Origin of the sequence: Pseudomonas sp. B6001 (assembly GCF_013386015.1) — a bacterium.
In the GTDB taxonomy this organism is placed as follows: Bacteria; Pseudomonadota; Gammaproteobacteria; order Pseudomonadales; family Pseudomonadaceae; genus Aquipseudomonas.
This window is the reverse complement of record NZ_JACAOX010000002.1, coordinates 374,710-395,185: the sequence shown is the minus strand read 5'-3', so window position 1 is coordinate 395,185 and position 20,476 is coordinate 374,710. Positions and strand designations below refer to the sequence as shown.

General features: G+C 60.3%; 17 protein-coding genes. 11 read left to right on the top strand and 6 right to left on the bottom strand.

Going from position 1 to position 20,476, the window contains the following annotated elements; genetic code table 11:
- Positions 1-135: 135 nt before the first annotated feature.
- Positions 136-1,638: an exopolyphosphatase gene (gene ppx / locus HX821_RS04165; protein WP_003214007.1), complete on the bottom strand. Its 1,503-nt coding sequence runs from the start codon at positions 1,636-1,638 to the stop codon at positions 136-138.
- Between the two features lie 472 nt (positions 1,639-2,110).
- Here ppx and HX821_RS04160 point away from each other — a divergent pair, with 472 nt between their 5' ends.
- The 4 genes from HX821_RS04160 (at position 2,111) to HX821_RS04145 (ending at position 6,678) form a co-directional block, all read left to right on the top strand.
- Positions 2,111-2,770, top strand: coding sequence for a DUF1120 domain-containing protein (locus HX821_RS04160; protein WP_102604076.1), 660 nt, complete (start codon positions 2,111-2,113; stop codon positions 2,768-2,770).
- 123 nt (positions 2,771-2,893) lie between these two features.
- Entirely contained in the window at positions 2,894-3,610 is a 717-nt protein-coding gene (locus tag HX821_RS04155; RefSeq protein ID WP_177035328.1) for a fimbria/pilus chaperone family protein, read from the top strand.
- 7 nt (positions 3,611-3,617) lie between these two features.
- On the top strand, positions 3,618-6,122 hold the full coding sequence (locus tag HX821_RS04150; RefSeq protein ID WP_256344260.1) for a fimbria/pilus outer membrane usher protein: 2,505 nt from the start codon (positions 3,618-3,620) through the stop codon (positions 6,120-6,122).
- Complete coding sequence (locus HX821_RS04145) at positions 6,088-6,678, top strand: hypothetical protein (RefSeq protein ID WP_177035327.1); 591 nt, start codon at positions 6,088-6,090, stop codon at positions 6,676-6,678. Before HX821_RS04150 ends, HX821_RS04145 begins: the two co-directional genes overlap by 35 nt.
- Positions 6,679-6,682: 4 nt before the next feature.
- Here HX821_RS04145 and HX821_RS04140 read toward each other — a convergent pair whose 3' ends face one another.
- From HX821_RS04140 to HX821_RS04125, 4 genes are read right to left on the bottom strand one after another with little or no spacing between them, the layout of a single operon-like run.
- Positions 6,683-7,420: an amino acid ABC transporter ATP-binding protein gene (locus tag HX821_RS04140; protein WP_003213999.1), complete on the bottom strand. Its 738-nt coding sequence runs from the start codon at positions 7,418-7,420 to the stop codon at positions 6,683-6,685.
- Positions 7,407-8,057, bottom strand: a complete 651-nt coding sequence (locus HX821_RS04135; protein WP_003213996.1) for an amino acid ABC transporter permease — start codon at positions 8,055-8,057, stop codon at positions 7,407-7,409. The genes HX821_RS04140 and HX821_RS04135 overlap by 14 nt, the downstream gene beginning before the upstream one ends.
- Positions 8,054-8,722 carry an amino acid ABC transporter permease gene (locus tag HX821_RS04130; RefSeq protein WP_177035326.1) on the bottom strand — a complete coding sequence of 223 codons (669 nt, stop codon included), beginning with the start codon at positions 8,720-8,722 and terminating at the stop codon, positions 8,054-8,056. The genes HX821_RS04135 and HX821_RS04130 overlap by 4 nt, the downstream gene beginning before the upstream one ends.
- A 22-nt stretch (positions 8,723-8,744) precedes the next feature.
- Positions 8,745-9,530 (bottom strand): transporter substrate-binding domain-containing protein, encoded by a 786-nt coding sequence (locus HX821_RS04125; RefSeq protein ID WP_003213993.1) that lies wholly within the window; start codon positions 9,528-9,530, stop codon positions 8,745-8,747.
- 255 nt (positions 9,531-9,785) lie between these two features.
- On the opposite strand from HX821_RS04125, the gene HX821_RS04120 reads away from it, so the two are divergent.
- The 6 genes from HX821_RS04120 to HX821_RS04095 all read left to right on the top strand — a co-directional run bounded on the left by HX821_RS04120 (position 9,786) and on the right by HX821_RS04095 (position 17,092).
- Complete coding sequence (locus HX821_RS04120; protein ID WP_003213991.1) at positions 9,786-10,481, top strand: FadR/GntR family transcriptional regulator; 696 nt, start codon at positions 9,786-9,788, stop codon at positions 10,479-10,481.
- 121 nt (positions 10,482-10,602) lie between these two features.
- Entirely contained in the window at positions 10,603-10,932 is a 330-nt protein-coding gene (trxA, locus tag HX821_RS04115) for a thioredoxin TrxA (protein ID WP_003213989.1), read from the top strand.
- Between the two features lie 234 nt (positions 10,933-11,166).
- On the top strand, positions 11,167-12,426 hold the full coding sequence (gene rho, locus HX821_RS04110; RefSeq protein WP_008438874.1) for a transcription termination factor Rho: 1,260 nt from the start codon (positions 11,167-11,169) through the stop codon (positions 12,424-12,426).
- 156 nt (positions 12,427-12,582) lie between these two features.
- Positions 12,583-14,568 (top strand): acyltransferase family protein, encoded by a 1,986-nt coding sequence (locus HX821_RS04105; protein ID WP_177035325.1) that lies wholly within the window; start codon positions 12,583-12,585, stop codon positions 14,566-14,568.
- 89 nt (positions 14,569-14,657) lie between these two features.
- On the top strand, positions 14,658-16,124 hold the full coding sequence (gene ubiD / locus HX821_RS04100; RefSeq protein WP_134327510.1) for a 4-hydroxy-3-polyprenylbenzoate decarboxylase: 1,467 nt from the start codon (positions 14,658-14,660) through the stop codon (positions 16,122-16,124).
- Positions 16,124-17,092, top strand: a complete 969-nt coding sequence (locus tag HX821_RS04095; protein WP_003213981.1) for a CDP-6-deoxy-delta-3,4-glucoseen reductase — start codon at positions 16,124-16,126, stop codon at positions 17,090-17,092. Before ubiD ends, HX821_RS04095 begins: the two co-directional genes overlap by 1 nt.
- Positions 17,093-17,242: 150 nt before the next feature.
- Here HX821_RS04095 and HX821_RS04090 read toward each other — a convergent pair whose 3' ends face one another.
- Positions 17,243-17,719: a hypothetical protein gene (locus HX821_RS04090; RefSeq protein WP_003213979.1), complete on the bottom strand. Its 477-nt coding sequence runs from the start codon at positions 17,717-17,719 to the stop codon at positions 17,243-17,245.
- 329 nt (positions 17,720-18,048) lie between these two features.
- Between HX821_RS04090 and HX821_RS04085 the strand changes: the two genes are divergently transcribed.
- A complete protein-coding gene (locus HX821_RS04085) occupies positions 18,049-20,442 on the top strand; it encodes a TonB-dependent siderophore receptor (protein ID WP_177035324.1) in 2,394 nt (797 codons plus the stop codon).
- The last annotated feature ends 34 nt before the right edge of the window (positions 20,443-20,476 follow it).

Genomic DNA, 20,476 nt, shown 5'->3' with positions numbered 1-20,476 from the left:
TTCAGTCAACAGATTCATCGACTGTTCCACCGCCTTCGCGAGCAAGCCCGCTCCCACATTTGTTTTGTGGCGTTGGATTGTTCCCACGCTCTGCGTGGGAATACATCCTGTGACGCTCCGCGTCACTCACTCATATCAGCGCACGTTCAGCGTGAACCCAACCCGCGTCAGCCACTCGGCTTCCTGGGCGAAATCCGCCTGGGTCAGCTGGTTTTCATCCAGCCAGTTCTTCGGGAATACCACGTCCAGGCTGTCGGCATTGGCCCGCAGGACCACTTGCGGCATTTCCTGGGTACCACGGATGTGGTGGAACAGGATCGCAAACCGCAGCAGCGCGCACAGGCGAATCAGCTTGATGCCCTCGGCACCGAACTCGGCAAACTTGTCCCGGGGGATGTTGCGGCGGTGGCCGCGTACCAGCAGCGCGAGCATCTGCTGGTCTTCACGGGAGAAACCCGCCAGGTCCGAGTGCTCGATCAGGTAGGCGCCGTGCTTGTGGTAATGGTAGTGGGCGATGTCCAGCCCCACTTCATGGACCTTGGCCGCCCAGCCCAGCAGTTCACGCCACACGCCGTCTTCCAGGTCCCAGTCCGCTGCGACCTGGTCGAAAGCATGCAGCGCCTTGCGTTCAACCCGCGCCGCCTGTTCCAGGTCGACGTGGTAACGCTCCATCAACGAGCTGAGGGTGCGCTCACGGACGTCTTCATGATGATGACGGCCCAGCAGGTCGTAGAGCACCCCTTCACGCAGGGCGCCATCGCAGTGGTCCATGCGTTGCAGTTCAAGGGCGTCGAAAATCGCTTCGAGAATCGCCAGGCCCGCCGGGAAAATGGTGCGGCGATCAGGCTTGATGCCTTCGAAGTCGATCTTCTCGGCATCCCCCAGCTTGAACAGCTTGCGCTTGAGCCAGGCCAGGCCTTCGGCGTTGACCTCGCCAGTGCCATGGCCGCCGGCCTTGAGGGCCAGGCCGATGGCGCGGATGGTGCCGGACGAACCGATGGCCTCATCCCAGGTCAGGCGGTGCAGGGCGTGCTCGATGCTCATGATCTCCAGCCGCGCCGCCGTATAAGCCTGGGCGTAGCGGGCCGGGGTGATCTTGCCGTCCTTGAAATAGCGCTGGGTGTAGCTGACGCAGCCCATTTGCAGGCTTTCGCGCAGCAGCGGCTCGAAGCGCTGGCCAATAATGAATTCGGTACTGCCACCGCCGATGTCGGCCACCAGGCGCTTGCCCGGAGTGTCGGCCAGGGTGTGGGACACGCCGAGGTAGATCAGGCGTGCTTCCTCGCGGCCGGAGATGACCTCTACCGGGTGCCCGAGGATCTCCTCGGCGCGGCGGATGAACTCGCCCCGGTTGCGGGCTTCGCGCAGGGCGTTGGTGCCGACGATCCGCACGGCGCCCGGGGGCATGCCGTTGATCAGTTGGGCAAAGCGCTTCAGGCAATCGAGCCCGCGCTGCATGGATTCTTCATTGAGCTGACGCTCGTCGTCGATCCCGGCAGCCAGCTGCACTTTCTCGCCGAGCCGCTCAAGGATGCGGATTTCGCCGTTCTGGGCCTTGGCCACGACCATGTGAAAGCTGTTGGAGCCCAGGTCGATGGCGGCGATCAGGGACAGATTCTTGGCTTGGGATTGCGGCATGGTTAAGGGGTCTCGGTCGATAACCTCGCCATCGTGCCACGATCAACCGCTGACGCCAACGCGTAGTGCTTCTGGAATTCGCTCATCGGTGTCTTGGAGGAAAATCTGCAGGATATGTAGGGCGATTCTTGATGCGCCTGGCGATTGTTCCGTAGGGCAAGTGGAGTAACGGAAATCTCCAGCTTTAATAGGCTTCCTGAATATGCCTACATGGCTGGGTTATTTGTTCCAGTCGATAATTAAGTCAGGACTACTGCAAGGATGATCTAAGGGGACATTGTTTTTTTACCGCTCTGACACTAGTTCAGGCGTCGTCTCATTCTTTCTTCGGGTGTTTACGAGAGAGACTGTCACTCGGCAATTAAGCCGTGGTGTTAACTATTTGTAGTTTGCCTATCAAGGTTGATAGCAGTTGGGCATGGAATAGCCCGGCGAACCACATGCACCTGAGAACTTCAGTGACAGGATGAACATGAACAGAACATTTGGTTTGGCAATAGTGGTCGTTGGCCTGGCGGTAAGCATGGGTGCTCAAGCAAATACAAGTGGTGCCGGAAACCTGAGAGTCACCGGAACCATTAAACCAGCTGCATGCACGGTAAACCTCGGCGCCACAGGCGGCACCGTTGATTACGGTACGATCAATGCGTCGAGCATTCCGCTGACCTCTTTCTATCCTCTGCCGGAAAAGTCGCTGCCGTTAAACGTCAACTGTGGTGCGGCGGCTGCCCAGATGGCACTGTCCGTTACTGACTCACAAACAAACAGTGTTGTAAGGGGGATCCTGGGAACCGGCTTCACCGACAACCACAACTTTGGTCTTGGCGCGGTCGGAACCAGGAATACCGGTGGCTATTCGATCAGGCTCGCCACCTTGACCACTGTCGGCGCTACGCTGTACCCGCTTAGAAGGACAAGCTCCGGCGGTGCCTGGAGCACCAGTGACGGCAAGGTCGAAAAATCTCCTTACCAGCACTCCTGGAGCCGTAATAACAACACAACTCCAGCCGCGGTCTCTTCCGTTACCGGCACTCTCGTAGTCAAGGCTGTGATCAATCGCGGCGATGCACTGGATCTCAGCAGGGATATTCAATTGAATGGAGCTGCTACTTTGGTAGTAACTCGAATCTAACTCTATAAACATGGCCAGCATTTAGCAGGCGGTCGCGCACCGTGGCTTCGTGCTGGCTCTTTATATGCGTATAGGTATTTCGTGATTGTCAACGGTGCGTTATCTGGTTGCGGGTAGAGTTCGATGAGTCGTCTTTTAAATACAGTTAATGCTCTGTTCTGGTGTGCGAATCTTTGTTTTTTGGTTTCTGGCAGTGTAAGAGCGGATGGGATGGAGCCGGAAACATCCGTTGTTATTCTTTATGAAGAGAACGGTGAAGCGACGATCAACGTAAAAAATACGGACGCTGGCCCTGCTTTACTTCACACAGTCATTCAAAACGTCCCGGAAGATCCGGAGACACTCTTGATCGTTACGCCCCCTATCGCCCGTGTCGAACCGGGCGAAACACAACTTGTGCGGTTTATCAGTACCTTGAAGCAGCCGCTCAAGACTCAGCGATTGAAGCGCGTCACCTTTGAAGGTATTCCGCAGGCGCGCGCCGAAGGGCGCTCGATTATTGGAGTGACCATTCGACAGGACTTACCGCTGATCCTGCACCCCCAGGGCTTGCCGCGGCATCAGGAGCCATGGAAGTTGCTGAAGTGGAAGCTGCGGGGAAATCGGCTGACGGTTCATAACGACAGTGCCTACGTGGTCCGGATGGGGCTGGAGGTACACCTGCTGCCGTCGAGGCACCCGGCGATATTGCCGCGCACCTATATCCTGCCTGGCGAAGTGTTATCGACCCGCATCGAAGAGGCGGTGGCCCAGGTCAGCGGTGTCGAGATTCAACCCGCGACGGTCTACGGGTATTCGGCAACCGCCTACGAAGCCTCCGTTGTTGTCGAGGCGGGTTGAGCGGTCTATGAGAAATGCTACCCATGCAAACGATTGGAGCCTCTCTGTACGACCCATTCGAATCTCGGTTTCCCGGACTTGTATCGGCCTGGCAACGCTGTGGAGCCTTCCCGCCTGCGCGCTGGAGCTCGGATCGGGTTTTGATCTGGCGGTCTTGTCGGCGAACGGGATCGACCCGAAGGTTGCCCATTATTTTCGCAGTGCTGCGCGATTCCGCGAGGGCGTGCACGTGGTGGGGCTGCAGGTCAACGGCACCTCATTGGGCCTGGTGGAGGCACGCTTCGATTACCAGGGGCAGTTGTGTTTTACCCCGGTCCTGCTGGACAAGGCCGGGTTGCGGTTGCCAGCCGCGATTATTCGGCCGGGCATTGCGCCCGATCAGGCGTGTCATGACTTTCTCGGTGCTTACCCCGCGACCATCGTCAAGTTGCGCCCCGGCAGCGATGAGGTATCGCTGGTGGTGCCTACTCAGTCAATGCGCGAGGCCGAATGGGATGTCGGCAGTTTCTCCCAGGGCGGCACGGCAGCCTTGTTCAATTACGATGTGCAGGGATTCGAAGAGCGCTTCAACAGCGGCTCTTCCCGCTCGGTCTCGGCCTACACCGAGGCGGGATTCAATATCGGCAACTGGATCGTCCGAAGCCGCCAATTCTTCGTCTCCGATAACGGCAAGCGCAGCAGCGAGCATGTGAATGCCTACGCCCAACGCGATTTCGCGCCCCTGAAGTCGACCTTCCAGGTCGGGCAGATTTCCAGCAACAACCCGGTGTTCGGTGGGTTACAGCTGTCGGGTTTCCAGCTCTCGCCGGATGGCCAATCGCGCAGTCCGGGTGGCAGCAGCGTGGTGGTCGAAGGTTTGGCCCAGAGCCCATCCCGGGTCGAGGTGCGCCAGGCCGGGGTGTTGATCCATACCACACTGGTACCGGAAGGCCCGTTCACGTTGACCGGATTACCCATACTCAATGGCACCAGCGATCTTGAGGTCAGTGTCATTGGCACTCGCGGTGGCAGGCATGGGTTCACCGTCCCTGCCGCGTCCTTTGCGGGGGCGGTACCGATAGAGCCCGGTTATTACTTCTCCCTGGGCAAGGTGCGCGGGGCAAATCCGGGTGCCGGGGAGCCTCCGGTCGTGGCGATGGGCAGTGGGACCTGGGGATTGGGGCGCAACTCGTCACTGGGATTCGGCCTGTTGAGTACCGACGAATACCAGGCGGCGGGTGGCGTGTGGAGCAGTGTTTTTTTCCAGCACCTTTCGGTTGGCGTGCGCCAGAACCTGTCTCGCGATGGCCGGGACGAAGTTACCGGGGCTCGCAGCTCAGTCACCGTGGGAAGTCCGCTGTTCGCCGGCATTGAAATGACGTCGAGTGCCACTACCCAGACGCGGGATTATCGCGAAGTACTGGAAGTGGGGCAGTCGACGCGGCGTGACCAGCGGGATGCCCGCTTCAAGGACCAATACACGGTAGGTTTGAGTTGGGTCGACCCGTCCCTGGGAGGCTTTTCCGTCAGTTATTCCCGCAGCTCGCAATTTGATGATCGCTCCGCCGAACACGTCTTTGCCTCATGGAACCAGCAGTTCAATGGCACCCAGGTGGCTTTGATTGCGGATTCCCGGGTGGGCGGCTCTCGACCGCGCAAGGTCAAGAACACCGTTCGAGATGAGCGCAGCGATGTGTCGGATAAGGGGCTTTCGCTTCGGTTGCAGGTCACCGTGCCGTTCGGTGGGGATCGCCGCGTCACCTCGTATGCCAGTCGGCGGGGCGACAGGTTCGATCTTGGGACCGCCTTCAGCGATCGGGTCAACGACTATGTGAACTATGAAGTGGGGGGTGCGCGTGAGCAGGCGAGCCGTACACAGGCTGTTCACGCCCGCGTGAATGCCATGCCGCGTTACACCCAGATAGGGTTGGGTGTGCGACATGATTCATTGAGCACCGGGTATAACGGCCAATTGCAGGGCGGCGTGGTGGCCCACGACAGAGGCATGACGTTCTCGCCATATGCCGTCCAGGACACCTTTGGAATTGTCTCGGTGGGTAATGTCGGGGCAGCCAAGGTTTCGACGCCGCAGGGGCCGGTCTGGACTGACTACCGCGGGCAGGCGGTGATCGCCAGCCTGCCTGCCTACCGCAGCAGCAATGTCGAGGTGCAAACCCAATCCCTGCCCAAGCGCATCGATCTGAAAAACGGCACCAAGGTCCTTGCGGCCGGACGCGGTTCTTTCAACACGATCGATTTCGAAGTAGTGAAAGTGCGCCGTGTATTGCTTGAGGTCCGTGACGCGCGGGGCCAACCCTTGCCCCAGGGAGCCTCGGTTTTCGACAGCAACAATGCTTTCCTGACCAGCGTCGTGGGCGAGGGCATGGTCTTCCTTAACAGCCTGGATGAGTCGCGAGCGCTGAACATCTCCTTGCCAGATTCAAGCACCTGCTTGTTGCAACTGAACCTTGAGCCAGAATCCAATGACGACAAATTCTATGAAACAGGTTCGGCGCTCTGCCGTACCCTCTGAGCCGGTGGGGCCTTTTGACGGTGGACGCCTGCGTCATGGGCTTATCCTTTACCTGCTGCTGTTTGTCGTGGTGTTGGCCAATGAGGCGCGGGCAGATAACTGCCAGGTGTCCTTGAGCCAGCCCCGGGTTGATTACGGTCTGGTTCGCCAGGCCGAGCGGGGCGACCCACAGATCGCGCTGGGCAAGCGCACGCTTCGCCTGAGCATGGCCTGTGAGGTGCCGGTATCCATGGCGCTGCGCTTTACGGGCGTACCCGCAGGCCTGGAGGGCTTTCGGTTTGGGCGCCAGGGGCATTTCACCCTGAGCCTGCAGTCCGCTCAAGTCGATGGAAAATCCGTTGAGCTGGTAATGCCGCACCTTTCTGAAGAGCCGGCGACCGGACGATTGCTGCCGGGCCATAGGCTTGTTGCACACGTAGCGGGTATGCCGGTGCATGGGCGCCGCTTCACCGCCCTGGTCAACGTCGAGACCTTCCTGCCTGCGGCTTTGCTGGCCGTCAGGGATGAAACGACATTTGAGGGGCAGGGCGGTTTTGAGTGGGCGCCCGGGGCTTGATGCCTCAGTCCGTGCGCTCCACCGAACCAATGAAGTTGGCCAGCTCGGCGGTCTGCGGATTGGCAAACAGGATTTTCGGGTCGCCCACTTCATGCACCTTGCCCTGGTGCATGAACACCAGCTTGTCACCCACTTCCCGGGCAAAACGCATCTCATGGGTGACCATGATCAGTGTCATGCCATCCTTGGCCAGTTGGCGCACTACGCTGAGCACTTCGTTGACCAGCTCCGGGTCCAGGGCCGAGGTGATTTCATCGCACAGCAGCACTTTGGGCGACATCGCCAGAGCCCGGGCGATTGCTACCCGCTGCTGCTGGCCGCCGGACAAACGATCGGGGAACGCGTCGAACTTCTCCCCCAGCCCAACGCGCTCGAGCATCTGTCGCGCCAATTGTGCGGCCTTGGCTTTCGGCACTTTCTGCACCACTTGCGGCGCAAGCATGACGTTTTCGCCCACCGTCAGGTGTGGGAACAGGTTGAACTGCTGGAACACCATGCCGACTTTCTGCCGCAGGGTGCGCAGGTCGGCGCGGGCGGCGTCGAGGTATTCGCCGTCGACTTCAATCACGCCGTCGTTGATCGACTCCAGGCCATTGAGGGTGCGCAGCAGGGTGGATTTGCCCGAGCCGCTGCGACCGATGATCGCCACCACCTGGCCTTCTTCGACACTCAGGTCGATGCCCTTGAGTACGTGGTGATCGCCGTAATACTTATGCAGGGCGGAAATTCTAAGCAGAGGCATGCAGTCTCCTTTCCAGGTAGCGCGCACTGAGGGACAAGGGGTAGCAGAGCAGGAAGTAACCCAGCGCCACCAGGCCATAGACCATGAAGGGTTCGAAGGTAGCGTTGGCGAGCATGCCGCCGGTCTTGGTCAGCTCGGTGAAGCCGATGATCGAGGTCACGGCGGTGCCCTTGACCACTTGCACCGAGAAACCCACGGTTGGCGCCACGGCAATGCGCAGGGCCTGGGGCAGGATCACGTAGCGCAATTGCTCCAGCGGGTTCAGGGCCAGGCTCGCGGACGCCTCCCATTGGCCGTGGGCGATGGAGTCGACGCAGCCACGCCAGATTTCGGCCAGGTAGGCGCTGGTGAACAGGGTCAAGGCAATCGCCGCCGCCAGCCAGGGCGAAATGTCCACGCCGAGCAAGGCGATGCCGAAGAACACCAGGAACAGTTGCATCAACAGCGGCGTGCCCTGGAACAGTTCGATATAGGTGCGGGCGACATTGCGCGGGAACGCCTTGGTGCTGATGCGCATAGTCATCACCAGCAAACCGATCACGCCGCCGCCGATGAACGCTACCAGCGACAGCAGCAAGGTCCACTGCAAACCGGTGAGCAGGTTGCGCACGATGTCCCAGAACGAAAAATCACTCATCGGGCGTTCCTCATGACATAGCGCCGGCCGATCCAGTTCAGCAATTGGCGGATCATCAGCGCCATGCACAGGTAGACCAGGGTCGTCAGCGCATAGGTTTCAAAGGCGCGGAAGTTGCGCGACTGGATAAAGTTGGCGGCAAAGCTCAGTTCCTCGGTGGCGATCTGCGAGCAGACCGCCGAGCCGAGCATCACGATGATGATCTGGCTGCTCAGGGCCGGCCAGACCTTGCCCAGCGCGGGCAGCAACACCACATGGCGGAACGCCTCGAAACGTGTCATCGCCAGCGCGGCCGCCGCTTCCAGTTGCCCGCGGGGGATCGCCTGGATCCCGGCGCGGATGATCTCGGTGGAGTACGCCCCCAGGTTGATCACCATCGCCAGCACTGCCGCCTGCCATTCGGTGATTTTCAGGCCGAGGGACGGCAGGCCGAAGAAGATGAAAAACAACTGCACCAGAAACGGCGTGTTGCGGATCGACTCGACGTACACCCCGAAGATCCAACTGAACGGCTGGATCTTCCACGCCCGCACCACGGCGCCGACGATTCCCAGCGCCACGCCCAGTACTGCACCGATGGCGGTCAGTTCAAGTGTGAACAGCGCGCCGCGCAGCAGCAGATCGGTATTGGCCAGGACCGGCACAAAGTCGAATTGATAGGCCATAGGCTAACCCTCGTTACCGCGCTCAGAGATCAGCCGGCAGCGGCTCTTTGAGCCACTGCAATGCATTCTTTTCCAGGCTGCCGTCGGCCTTGGCCGCGACCAGGATCTGGTTCACCTTGTCCAGCAGCGCCGGCTCGTTCTTGTTCACGCCCACGTACACCGGCGAGTCCTTGAGCTTCACTTTCAGTGCCGGCACGCGCTTGGGGTTGCGTTCGCTGATGGCCACCATCACCACGTTGCCGCTGGCGATCAGGTCCACCTGGCCGGCGAGGTAGGCGGCGATGGTCGAGTTGTTGTCTTCAAAGCGCTTGATCGTCGCCTCTTTTGGCGCCACGGCGGTCAGCTCGATGTCTTCGATGGCGCCACGGGTCACGCTGATGGTTTTGCCCTTGAGGTCGTCAACGGTGCTGATCGGCGCATCGGGAGGGCCGAATACGGCGAGGTAGAAGGGCGCGTAGGCCTTGGAGAAGTCGATGACCTTCTCGCGCTCGGCGTTCTTGCCCAGGCTGGAAATCACCAGGTCGACCTTGCCGGTGGTGAGGAACGGGATGCGGTTGGTGCTGTTGACCGGGGTCAGTTCAAGCTTGACCTTGAGCTGGTCGGCCAAAAGCTTTGCGGTGTCGATGTCCAGGCCGCGGGGCTTCATGTCCGGGCCGACCGAGCCGAACGGCGGGAAATCCTGGGGCACGGCCACCTTGAGGGTGCCACGGGCGACGATATCGTCCAGACCGTTGGCCTGGGCGGGCGCCTGGCTCAGCATCAGGCTGGCAAACAGGGCAGTGAGCAGGGCGCTGCAACGCTTGGTCATGGCGACTCTCCGAAAAGGACGAAAGGATTTTTCGGTTTTTGCCAGTGCACAGCCCATGCCAGCACCGCCGTATTTCGCGCCAGAGCCGGTGGCTGTTGAGTCTTGGCGGTCTTACTGGTCTGAACAGTTAATGGGTTTTCTGCACCCTTTTCGAGCGCCGTCAAAACCGCGCGAGCCCCTTTGGGGCGTGGCTTGCCGGGCGCTGCGAATAGCTTTACAACTAGCCGCTCAGTTGACTGGAAACCTGAGTTTCTTATGAATTCCATCGCCCAAGCCGTACCGGAAGTGGCGCTACAGGCCATCCGCAAATTGATCGCTGACGAGGGCTTCGGGCCGGGTGATGCGTTGCCCTCCCAGCGCGACCTGGCGCTGCAATTGGGCGTGAGCCGGGCCTCTTTGCGTGAAGCCTTGTCGTCACTCAGTGCCTTGGGCGTGGTAAGTGTGCAGCCGGGCAAAGGCGTGTTCGTGCAAGCGGCCGAAGAGCTGCCGGGGTTGGCCTGGCCGTTTACGGCACAGGCGACGCCGCTGGATATCTTTCAACTGCGCTACGCCCTGGAAGGTTTTGCGGCGGGGCTGGCGGCGGTGACGCTGACCACCGGGGAGTTGGACATCCTGGAAGATAACGTCGAGGCGATGCGCAAGGAGCTGAAGGCCGGTGATTTCGAGGCAGCCGCCCGGCTGGACTTCGAATTCCACCGGCGCATCCTGCTGGCCAGCGGCAATCAGGCGATGGTGAGCATCCTCAGCGCCAGTGCCGAGGTGTTCCTGGAGAGCCAGAAACTACCGTTCATCCGGCCGGAGCGGGCCATGGAGACCTGGCAGGAGCACCGCAAGGTCCTCCGTGCCCTGGCCCGACGCGCCAGCGGGGCGGCGCAGAAAAGCATGCAGGAACATGTGCGTAACGCGGCGTTGCGTACAGGGATTGCCTTCATCACTCCCGTAACTCCATGAGTTGGGCTATACCCAAACTCATGCGCCATCATAGGAAGAGTCAATCAGCTGCAGCTTCCTGAACGCGGGAAGGGCGGCTATGATGGGCAACGTTTTTTTTGCTTACAACCCGGAGACATCCATGAGCAACGATCTTATCAAGCACGTCACCGACGCGACCTTCGAGGCCGAAGTACTGAAGGCCCAGGGCCCGGTGCTGGTTGACTACTGGGCTGAGTGGTGCGGTCCTTGCAAAATGATCGCTCCGGTCCTGGACGACATTGCCACCACTTACGAAGGCAAGTTGACCATTGCCAAGCTGAACATCGACGACAACCAGGAAACTCCGGCCAAGCACGGCGTGCGTGGTATCCCGACCCTGATGCTGTTCAAGAACGGCAACGTCGAGGCCACCAAGGTCGGCGCGCTGTCGAAGTCCCAGCTGCAGGCTTTCCTCGACGCCAATATCTAAGCGTCCTCAAAAAGCCCCGCAATTTGCGGGGCTTTTTCGTGAAACAGGGCTAGACGCTCTGAAACTCAGGTGGTACATTCGGCCCCGCACTGGTTTCTCCACTGCCCCCTGCAAGCCGTCGCCGACGCTCTCCTTTTCGATTAGTACGCGATCCTGTCGCCTTCTCTGCGGCGCGGCCTCATTAAGCCAAAAGCTTAATTTCCCCCCCTCCATAAATGATTACGTCATTCCTATATGAATCTGACTGAACTCAAGCAAAAGCCGATTACCGAACTGCTCGAATTGGCCGAACAGATGGGCATAGAAAATATGGCCCGTTCGCGCAAGCAGGACGTGATTTTCTCCCTGCTGAAAAAGCACGCGAAAAGCGGCGAGGAAATCTCCGGTGATGGCGTGCTGGAGATTCTCCAGGACGGCTTCGGCTTCCTCCGCTCTGCAGACGCTTCCTATCTCGCCGGCCCAGACGATATCTACGTCTCGCCGAGCCAGATCCGTCGCTTCAACTTGCGCACCGGTGACACCATCGTTGGCAAGATCCGCCCTCCAAAGGAAGGCGAGCGTTATTTCGCTCTGCTCAAGGTCGACACGATCAACTACGATCGTCCCGAGAACGCGAAAAACAAGATTCTCTTCGAGAACCTGACGCCGCTGTTCCCGACCGTGCGCATGAAGATGGAAGCCGGCAACGGTTCCACCGAAGACTTGACCGGTCGTGTCATCGACCTGTGTGCCCCGATCGGCAAAGGCCAGCGCGGCCTGATCGTGGCCCCGCCGAAAGCCGGCAAGACCATCATGCTGCAGAACATCGCAGCGAACATCGCCCGTAATAACCCTGAAGTTCACCTGATCGTGTTGCTGATCGATGAGCGTCCGGAAGAAGTAACCGAAATGCAGCGCACCGTGCGCGGCGAAGTGGTTGCCTCGACGTTCGATGAGCCGCCAACCCGCCACGTGCAGGTTGCCGAAATGGTGATCGAGAAGGCCAAGCGCCTGGTCGAACACAAGAAAGACGTGGTGATCCTGCTCGACTCCATCACCCGTCTGGCCCGTGCCTACAACACCGTGATCCCAAGCTCCGGCAAGGTGCTCACCGGTGGTGTCGATGCCCACGCCCTGGAGAAACCGAAACGTTTCTTCGGCGCTGCGCGGAACATCGAAGAAGGCGGCTCGCTGACCATCATCGCCACCGCACTGGTTGAAACCGGTTCGAAGATGGATGAAGTGATCTACGAAGAGTTCAAAGGTACCGGCAACATGGAACTGCCTTTGGACCGTCGTATCGCCGAGAAGCGGGTGTTCCCGGCCATCAACATCAACCGTTCCGGCACGCGCCGCGAAGAGTTGCTGACCGCCGATGACGAACTGCAGCGCATGTGGATCCTGCGCAAGCTGCTGCACCCGATGGACGAAGTTGCGGCCATCGAGTTCCTGATCGACAAGCTGAAAACCACCAAGACCAACGACGAGTTCTTCCTGTCGATGAAGCGTAAGTAACACGACGCTTCGGTCAAAAAGGATGGCGCCCCATGGGGCGCCATTTTTTTTGTTTCTGGAAAAGGAGTTTTGGCTTTAGTGTGTGTCTGTTTAGAAACAAATTCGCGTGTGTGACTACACTCGCTGTCCATCCGATCAGGCAAATTACAAGATTTTATGACCATTCTCGCTTATCGCAGGGACATTGACGGCCTGCGTGCCATAGCTGTGCTCGCTGTTGTGCTGTTTCATTTTGGTGTACCGGGCTTTACCGGCGGCTTTGTCGGCGTCGACGTGTTTTTCGTGATCTCCGGCTACTTGATCACCTCGATCATCTGGCGCGAGCGTGAGGCCGGCCGTTTCAGTTTTGTCAGCTTCTGGGCCAGGCGAGCGCGGCGTATCCTGCCGGCACTGTTCGTGATGATGCTCGGCGCGCTGGTGGTGGGCTGGTTCCTGCTGGCGCCAAAGGATTACAGCGAGTTGGGGCGCTCGATACATAACCAGGTGGTGTTTATCTCCAACCTGTTTTTCATGCGTCAGGACGGTTACTTTGATGTGGCCTCCGATATCAAACCGTTGCTGCATACCTGGTCATTGTCGGTTGAAGAACAGTTCTACATCCTCTTCCCACTGCTTCTGACACTGCTGTCGAGCCGGCTCAAATATTGGCGCACGGCGCTGTTCGTGTTGTTGCTGGTGTCATTCGGCATGAGTACATGGGCGGTGGCCCACGCTCCGGAACGAGCCTTTTTCCTGCTGCAGATGCGTGCCTGGGAGCTGTTGGCGGGCGCAATGCTGGCGGTAATGCCGGTACGCGAGTACCGCGCCAGCCCGGCGTTGGCGCAGGCCGTCAGCCTTGCCGGCCTCGGCCTGATCCTGCTGGCGGTCTTCGCGTATGACCCGAGCACGCCGTTTCCCGGCGCCGCAGCGCTGTTGCCGGTGGTGGGCGTGGTCTGCCTGATTTGGGCCAACGGCCAGCAAACTACCCTGACGAGCAAGCTGCTGGGTAGCCGCTTGCTGGTGGGGATTGGCCTGATCTCCTACTCCTGGTACCTGTGGCACTGGCCGGTGTACGTGTTTGGCAAGTACGCCAGTGTCGACGGGCTGGGCCCGTGGGAGCTTGGTGCACTGTTTGTGTTGAGCCTGGTGTTGGGTTATGCGTCCTGGCGGTTTGTCGAGGCGCCGTTCCGTGAACGTCGGCTGTTGGCAGGGCGCAAGCAAATCCTGGTGGCGGCGGGTATCGCGCTGCTTGGGGTGGGACTGCTCGGCAAAGGCCTGGTCATGACGAAGGGCTTGCCTTGGCGCCTGTCGCCCGAGGCGCTGCAATTTGCCCAGGCGCGCGAGTGGAGCCCGGACCTTATGGCCTGCCTGGTGGATGGTGGGAAAAATCGCCACCATGGATTTTGTCATTTCGGGCCTCAGTCCGCGCCGACGCGCGCGCTGGTCTGGGGCGATAGCCATGCCACGGCGCTGGTTCCGGCGTTGCGAGACGGCGCGAGCAAGTACGGTGTCAGCGTCACGCAGGCAGGTTATGCCGGTTGCCTGCCGTTTAATCGCAAGGAAAGCGTTCCGGGCTGCTTGACCTTTAACCAGCAGGTCACGCAACTGCTCGGCAAGGAAACCTTTAGCGACGTGGTGCTGGTGGCGCGCTGGAGCCTGTATGTCTATGGGCAGCGCGATGGTGACACCGAGGCTTCGTTGCTGGACCCGGCGACCGGAACCTATGACCGCGCCTTCGCCGAGCGGCGCTTCGCTGAAAGTCTCGGCGCCCTTGTGCAGCAATTGCGCGCCAGCGGCCATCGGGTGTGGCTGGTCAAGGAAGTCCCCCTGCAGGAATTCAGTCCGCCTTACCGCCTGAGTCGCCTGGCGATGCTCGGCCGGCCCACCGACAAAGAAGGCATGCCCCTGGATGAGCACCTCCAGCGCCAGGCCTATATCAGCAGCGTATTCGAGCGCATGGCGGCGGCTGATCCCGGGGTAAAGGTAATGGATCCGGCGCCCAAGTTATGCAGTGCGAATGACTGGTGCCGGGTGGAACTGGACGGTCAGTCGCTGTACACCGACGACAATCACCTCTCGGCGGTTGGTTCGCGGTATGTCGAGGCGTTTCTTGAACCCTTGTTCAAAGCCTTGCGCGATGAAACCCAGGCATCGGCTCTTTGAGTCTGTGTCGTCGGCAATGCTGCTCAATAAGCTGCCAGCGACCGTAAGAGCAGGTAGGATGTACGCCTATTTTACGGGTGGCATGGTTAATGAAATTCAAGGATCTTCGGGATTTCGTGCAGCAACTTGAGCAGCGCGGAGAGTTGAAACGTATCCAGGTGCCGATTTCCCCGGTCCTGGAGATGACTGAGATTTGCGACCGCACCTTGCGCAACAAGGGCCCGGCGCTGCTGTTCGAAAACCCGGTGGGCTTTGATATCCCGGTGCTCGGCAACCTGTTCGGCACTCCCGACCGCGTGGCGTTTGGCATGGGCGCCGAGTCGGTCAGCGAACTGCGCGAGATCGGCAAGCTGCTGGCCTTCCTCAAGGAACCCGAGCCACCCAAGGGGCTCAAGGACGCCTGGTCGAAGCTGCCCATCTTCCGCAAGATCATCGCCATGGCCCCCAAGGTCGTGAAAGACGCGGTTTGCCAGGAAGTGGTGATCGAAGGCGAGGATGTCGACCTCGGCATGCTCCCCGTGCAGACCTGCTGGCCTGGCGACGTCGGCCCGCTGATCACCTGGGGCCTGACCGTCACCAAGGGCCCGAACAAGGACCGCCAGAACCTCGGCATCTACCGTCAGCAAGTGATCGGCCGCAACAAGGTCATCATGCGCTGGCTGAGCCACCGTGGCGGCGCCCTGGATTTCCGTGAGTGGTGCGAAAAGCACCCCGGCCAGCCATTCCCTGTTTCCGTGGCCCTGGGCGCCGACCCGGCGACCATCCTCGGCGCCGTCACGCCGGTGCCCGACAGCCTGTCCGAGTACGCTTTCGCGGGCCTGTTGCGCGGCAATCGCACTGAGCTGGTGAAATGCCGCGGTAACGACCTGCAAGTGCCGGCCACCGCCGAAATCATCCTCGAAGGCGTGATTCACCCGGGCGAGATGGCCGATGAAGGCCCCTACGGCGACCACACCGGCTACTACAACGAAGTCGACAGCTTCCCGGTGTTCACCGTCGAGCGCATCACCCACCGGGTCAAGCCGATCTACCACAGCACCTACACCGGCCGCCCGCCGGATGAGCCGGCGATCCTCGGCGTGGCGTTGAACGAAGTGTTTGTGCCGATCCTGCAAAAGCAGTTTCCGGAAATCACTGATTTCTACCTGCCGCCCGAAGGCTGCTCGTATCGCATGGCCATCGTGACGATGAAGAAGTCGTACCCCGGCCACGCCAAGCGGGTAATGCTGGGTGTGTGGTCGTTTTTGCGACAGTTCATGTACACCAAGTTCGTTATTGTCACCGACGACGACATCAACGCCCGGGACTGGAACGACGTGATCTGGGCTATCACCACGCGCATGGACCCCAAGCGCGACACGGTGATGATCGACAACACACCGATCGACTACCTCGACTTTGCTTCCCCGGTATCGGGCCTCGGCTCGAAAATGGGCCTGGACGCCACCCATAAATGGCCGGGTGAAACCACCCGCGAATGGGGCCGCGTGATCGTCAAGGACGAAGCGGTCACTGCCCGTGTCGATGCGCTCTGGAAAGAATTAGGAATAGATTGATGCGTGTAACCCTGCAGCCTTCCGGTGCGGTACTTGAACTGACGCCCGGCGAGCGGATCCTCGAGGGCGCGCGCCGCCTGGGCTACGATTGCCCCCAGGCCTGCCGCAATGGCGTGTGCCACGTGTGCGCGGCGCTGCTGGTGGAAGGCCGGGTGCAGCAAGCCGGTGAGGTGCGTGACCATGGCGAGTTCTATACCTGCATTGCCGAACCGCTGGAAGATTGCATTGTGTTGTGGGATGGCGTGCTGGCGCCGGGAGAATTGCCGGTGCGCAAACTGTCTTGCCAACTGAGTGAATGCGTCGAGGTGGGCGGTGACGTCTGGCGCGTGCGCCTGCGGGCTCCGGCCGGCAAGGCGGTACGCTACCACGCCGGGCAATACCTGATGATCGAGCGGGAAAACGGCGAGAAGTCGGCATTCTCCCTGGCCTCGGCGCCCCACGCCGGGCGCGAGCTGGAATTGCACGTGCTGGCCCGGGAAGACAGCGCCCGCAGCCTGCTGGAGCAGTTGCAGCGCAACCAGATGGCCCGCATCGAAATGCCGTTTGGCGACACCCACCTGGCGGAACTGCCCGACGGGCCGCTGGTGCTGATCGCCGCCGGCACCGGCATGGCCCAGATGCATAGCCTGATCGAACACTGTCGCGCCAGTGGCTTCAAGCACCCGGTGCATCTGTATTGGGGGGTACGTCGACCGGAAGACTTCTACGACATCGAGCACTGGGACCAGTGGCTGCAACTGCCCAACCTGTTCCTGCACAAAGTGGTCAGCGACCTGTGTGGCTGGGAAGGGCGCTGCGGGCTGTTGCATGAAGCGGTGTGCGAAGACATCAGCGACCTCAAGGCCGTGCATGTCTACGCCAGTGGTTCACCGGCGATGATCTACGGCACCCTGGATGCGCTGGTCGAGGCCGGCATGGATGCACACCAGATGCGTGCTGACGTATTTGCCTACGCACCTCGCCCGTAACATGTGGCGAGGGAGCTTGCTCCCGCTGGGCTGCGCAGCAGCCCCGAAACAGTCGCTGGGTTCTATCTTTAAGATCGCATGAACTTCAGGGCCGCTTCGCGACCCAGCGGGAGCAAGCTCCCTCGCCACAGAAGCCCTTCAGTGGCTTGATCAGAAACGAACGCCCGTGGTCACCATCGCCGCATTGAACCCGAGCAACACCAGCTCGGCGGCGACCGGCCCGTAGTGGGTGCCCACCGAGGGGATGATCACCGGCGCTACCCCCAGTCCATTCAGCGGAATCTTGTCGCGGTACTTGCCGCGATAGCCCTGGATCACACCCCCTGTCAGCTTCAAGTACACCGGGTAATCGGGCATGTCGTAGCGTTTGCCGGCATAGGCGTAGTACGAACGCTGGCTGAACGAGTTGCGAAACGTCGCCCCGCCATACACCAGGCCTGACGCTTCATTGCGCTCCAGGCCGATCAGGTCCTGGTTGTTGTTGTGGTCCTTGTCCGGCGCAAAATGCCGGGTGTAGACGCTCGTCTGGGCATACCAGAAGCCTTTTTCGTCCTGGGTCGGCACTTCCGCCGCCAGGGCGGTGGTGGCCTGTGCCAGGAACAACAGGCTGGGCAGTCGGTATTTCATGGAGTGACCTCGGTAGTCGATTCGGTTGGCGGCCAGGTGGGTCGTGACAGGCGCCTATTTTGAAGGCTCAGCGTGCCCCCAGGCTGAACCTGCGCTGAAACTACAGGGATTGAGGCAGCCAATCCTGATGAGCGGAGCGGCCTGGGCTTATGCATTCGCTTATTCTTTAAAGGTATTTAATTTGTTACATAAATATCATTAAGCTATATGCCAACGGACTACCGACTTTCTGCCAATAACCAATAAATGACCGCCACCGTCCGCCACACGGATCGATCGTACGAGCTCAGAGCATTGACGTTCTGGCTTTTGATTCCAAGGGGAGCGGTATGGGGAGCAACAAGCAGCACCTGCTGTACACGGCGATTTTGTCGGCTAATTTGCTGACCGCTGTGGGATTCAGTCCACTGGCATCCGCCGAAACGGCCACTGCCGATGTACCCAAACTCGATACAGTCATTGTCACCGGCACCCGCGCCCAAGAGCGCACCGCCAGTGCCTCGTTGTCACCTATCGATGTGATTTCCGGCGACACCTTGCGCAGCACCGGCTCTGATGAGTTGGGCGCGGTGTTGGCCCGATTGATTCCTTCCATCAACTTTCCACGCCCGAGCCTGGTAGACGGTGCCGAACTGGTGCGCCCGGCGCAGCTGCGTGGCCTGTCACCGGACCAGGTGTTGGTGCTGGTCAACGGCAAGCGTCGCCACACCAGTGCCTTCGTCAATCTCGGCGGTGCGGTTGGGCGTGGCTCGGCGCCGGCGGATTTGAATGCGATCCCGTTGTCGGCGGTCGACCATATCGAGGTGCTGCGTGACGGCGCATCGGCCCGCTACGGCTCCGATGCGATTGCCGGGGTGATCAACGTGATCCTCAAGCATGACGACCACGGCGGCTCGATCACCAGCAAGTTTGGTGAGTACAAGAAGGGCGACGGTATCCAGCGCAACCTCAGCGGCAACACCGGTGTGGCGCTGGGCGATAACGGGTTTATCAACATCTCTGCCGAAGGCGCCGACAACGATTACACCAACCGCGCCGGCAAGGACCTGCGTCCGGGCAGCGTTGGTTCGACGACCTACGGCCAGCGGGTGTTCCGCCAGGGCGAGCCGGCCACTGACCAGGGCAAGCTGTTTCTCAACTCGGAATATTCCTTCAGTGATGCGGCCGAGTTCTATGCGTTTGGCGGCTACAGCAAGACCCGCGGCGAGACGGCGGCGTTCTACCGGGCCAGTAACGCGAGCAACAACATTCCTGCGCTCAACCCCAATGGTTACCTGCCGTTGATTCGCGGTGACGTGGAAGACACGTCCCTGGCGGTCGGCCTGCGCGGCTTGTTGGCCTATGACTGGCACTACGATGTGTCGGTCAACTACGGCAAGAACCAGTACCAGATCGGTACCGAAACCATCAACACCTCGCTGGGCCTGGCCACGCCGCGCAAGTTCGACAACGGCACGTTGGTCAATGACCAGAAGCAACTCAGCCTGGACCTGTCGCGGGAATTCAGCCTGGGCTGGTTGCCGTATCCAGTGTCGGTGGCGTTTGGCGGCGAATACCTGGACCAGGGTTACCAGATCAAGGCGGGCGACCCGGCGTCCTACTACCAGACCGGCAGCTCGGGCCTGGGCGGCTTCCGTGATTCCGACGCCGGCACCAGCACGCGCCACAACTGGGCGCAGTACCTGGACCTGGAAACCAACTTCACCGAAAAACTCAGTGCCTCCGCCGCCGTGCGTCACGAGGACTACAGTGATTTTGGCTCCAACGTCAGCGGCTCGCTCTCGGCGCGCTACGACTTCACCCCGCAAGTGGCCTTGCGCGGCAGTGTATCCAACGGTTTCCGTGCGCCGTCCCTGGCACAGCAAAACTTCGCCTACACCTCGTCGCAACTGATCGGCAACACCATCCAGGAAGCCGGCACCTTCCCGGCCAACAGCCAGGTGGCGCGCCTGCTCGGCGCTGAAGACCTGAAAGCCGAGAAGTCCCGCAACTACAGTCTCGGCCTGGTGCTGGAGCCGACCGACAACCTGACCGTGACCGCCGATGTCTACCGTATCGACATCAGCGACCGCATCAGCCTGTCCTCCAATCTGGACCTGAGCAAGAACCCGGCTGCGCTCGCGTATCTGCAGGCCAATGGCGTCGGCAACATCAACTACACCACGGTGCGCTACTTCACCAACGCCACCGACACGACCACCAATGGCGTCGACCTGGTGGCCAACTATCGCTACCAACTGGACAACGGTGTGCGCTGGAACAGCACCGTGGGCTACAACTACAACCACACCAAGGTCACCGACGTAAAAGCCAACCCGTCCGTACTGGATAGCCTGGGCGCGAGCCTGGTTCGAGTGGACCGTCGCGAGCGCATCGGCCTGCTGGGCGATACCACGCCACAGCACAAGCTGAGCCTGGGCAACGACCTGAGTTTCGGCAACTGGGCGCTGCACAGTAATTTGGTGCGCTATGGTTCATTCACCAGCTACCAGGCCGACCCGACCAACGACCAGAGCTTCAAGGCCGCCTGGCTGTTGGACCTGTCAGCCGACTACAAGCTGAAAAACTGGACCTTCACCGTTGGCGGCGACAACGTCACCGACAAATACCCGGAAAAACTCAATGCCTACGCCAGCAGTGGTGGCAATTTGGCCTATAGCACTTTTTCGCCGTACGGTTACAGCGGCGCGTTCTATTACGGTAAAGTTGCTTACAACTGGTAACAGCTTCTCGTAACAACAAAGGAGACCTAAGCGA

Coding starts and splice junctions, on each gene's coding strand:
- HX821_RS04135 (WP_003213996.1), bottom strand. CDS start 8,057: ATGAGTGATTTTTCGTTCTGGGACATCGTGCGCAACCTGCTCACCGGT.
- HX821_RS04090 (WP_003213979.1), bottom strand. CDS start 17,719: ATGAAATACCGACTGCCCAGCCTGTTGTTCCTGGCACAGGCCACCACC.
- HX821_RS04150 (WP_256344260.1), top strand. CDS start 3,618: ATGAGAAATGCTACCCATGCAAACGATTGGAGCCTCTCTGTACGACCC.
- HX821_RS04160 (WP_102604076.1), top strand. CDS start 2,111: ATGAACAGAACATTTGGTTTGGCAATAGTGGTCGTTGGCCTGGCGGTA.
- HX821_RS04120 (WP_003213991.1), top strand. CDS start 9,786: ATGAATTCCATCGCCCAAGCCGTACCGGAAGTGGCGCTACAGGCCATC.
- HX821_RS04085 (WP_177035324.1), top strand. CDS start 18,049: ATGGGGAGCAACAAGCAGCACCTGCTGTACACGGCGATTTTGTCGGCT.
- HX821_RS04140 (WP_003213999.1), bottom strand. CDS start 7,420: ATGCCTCTGCTTAGAATTTCCGCCCTGCATAAGTATTACGGCGATCAC.
- ubiD (WP_134327510.1), top strand. CDS start 14,658: ATGAAATTCAAGGATCTTCGGGATTTCGTGCAGCAACTTGAGCAGCGC.
- HX821_RS04130 (WP_177035326.1), bottom strand. CDS start 8,722: ATGGCCTATCAATTCGACTTTGTGCCGGTCCTGGCCAATACCGATCTG.
- HX821_RS04145 (WP_177035327.1), top strand. CDS start 6,088: ATGAAACAGGTTCGGCGCTCTGCCGTACCCTCTGAGCCGGTGGGGCCT.
- HX821_RS04095 (WP_003213981.1), top strand. CDS start 16,124: ATGCGTGTAACCCTGCAGCCTTCCGGTGCGGTACTTGAACTGACGCCC.
- rho (WP_008438874.1), top strand. CDS start 11,167: ATGAATCTGACTGAACTCAAGCAAAAGCCGATTACCGAACTGCTCGAA.
- trxA (WP_003213989.1), top strand. CDS start 10,603: ATGAGCAACGATCTTATCAAGCACGTCACCGACGCGACCTTCGAGGCC.
- HX821_RS04125 (WP_003213993.1), bottom strand. CDS start 9,530: ATGACCAAGCGTTGCAGCGCCCTGCTCACTGCCCTGTTTGCCAGCCTG.
- HX821_RS04155 (WP_177035328.1), top strand. CDS start 2,894: ATGAGTCGTCTTTTAAATACAGTTAATGCTCTGTTCTGGTGTGCGAAT.
- HX821_RS04105 (WP_177035325.1), top strand. CDS start 12,583: ATGACCATTCTCGCTTATCGCAGGGACATTGACGGCCTGCGTGCCATA.
- ppx (WP_003214007.1), bottom strand. CDS start 1,638: ATGCCGCAATCCCAAGCCAAGAATCTGTCCCTGATCGCCGCCATCGAC.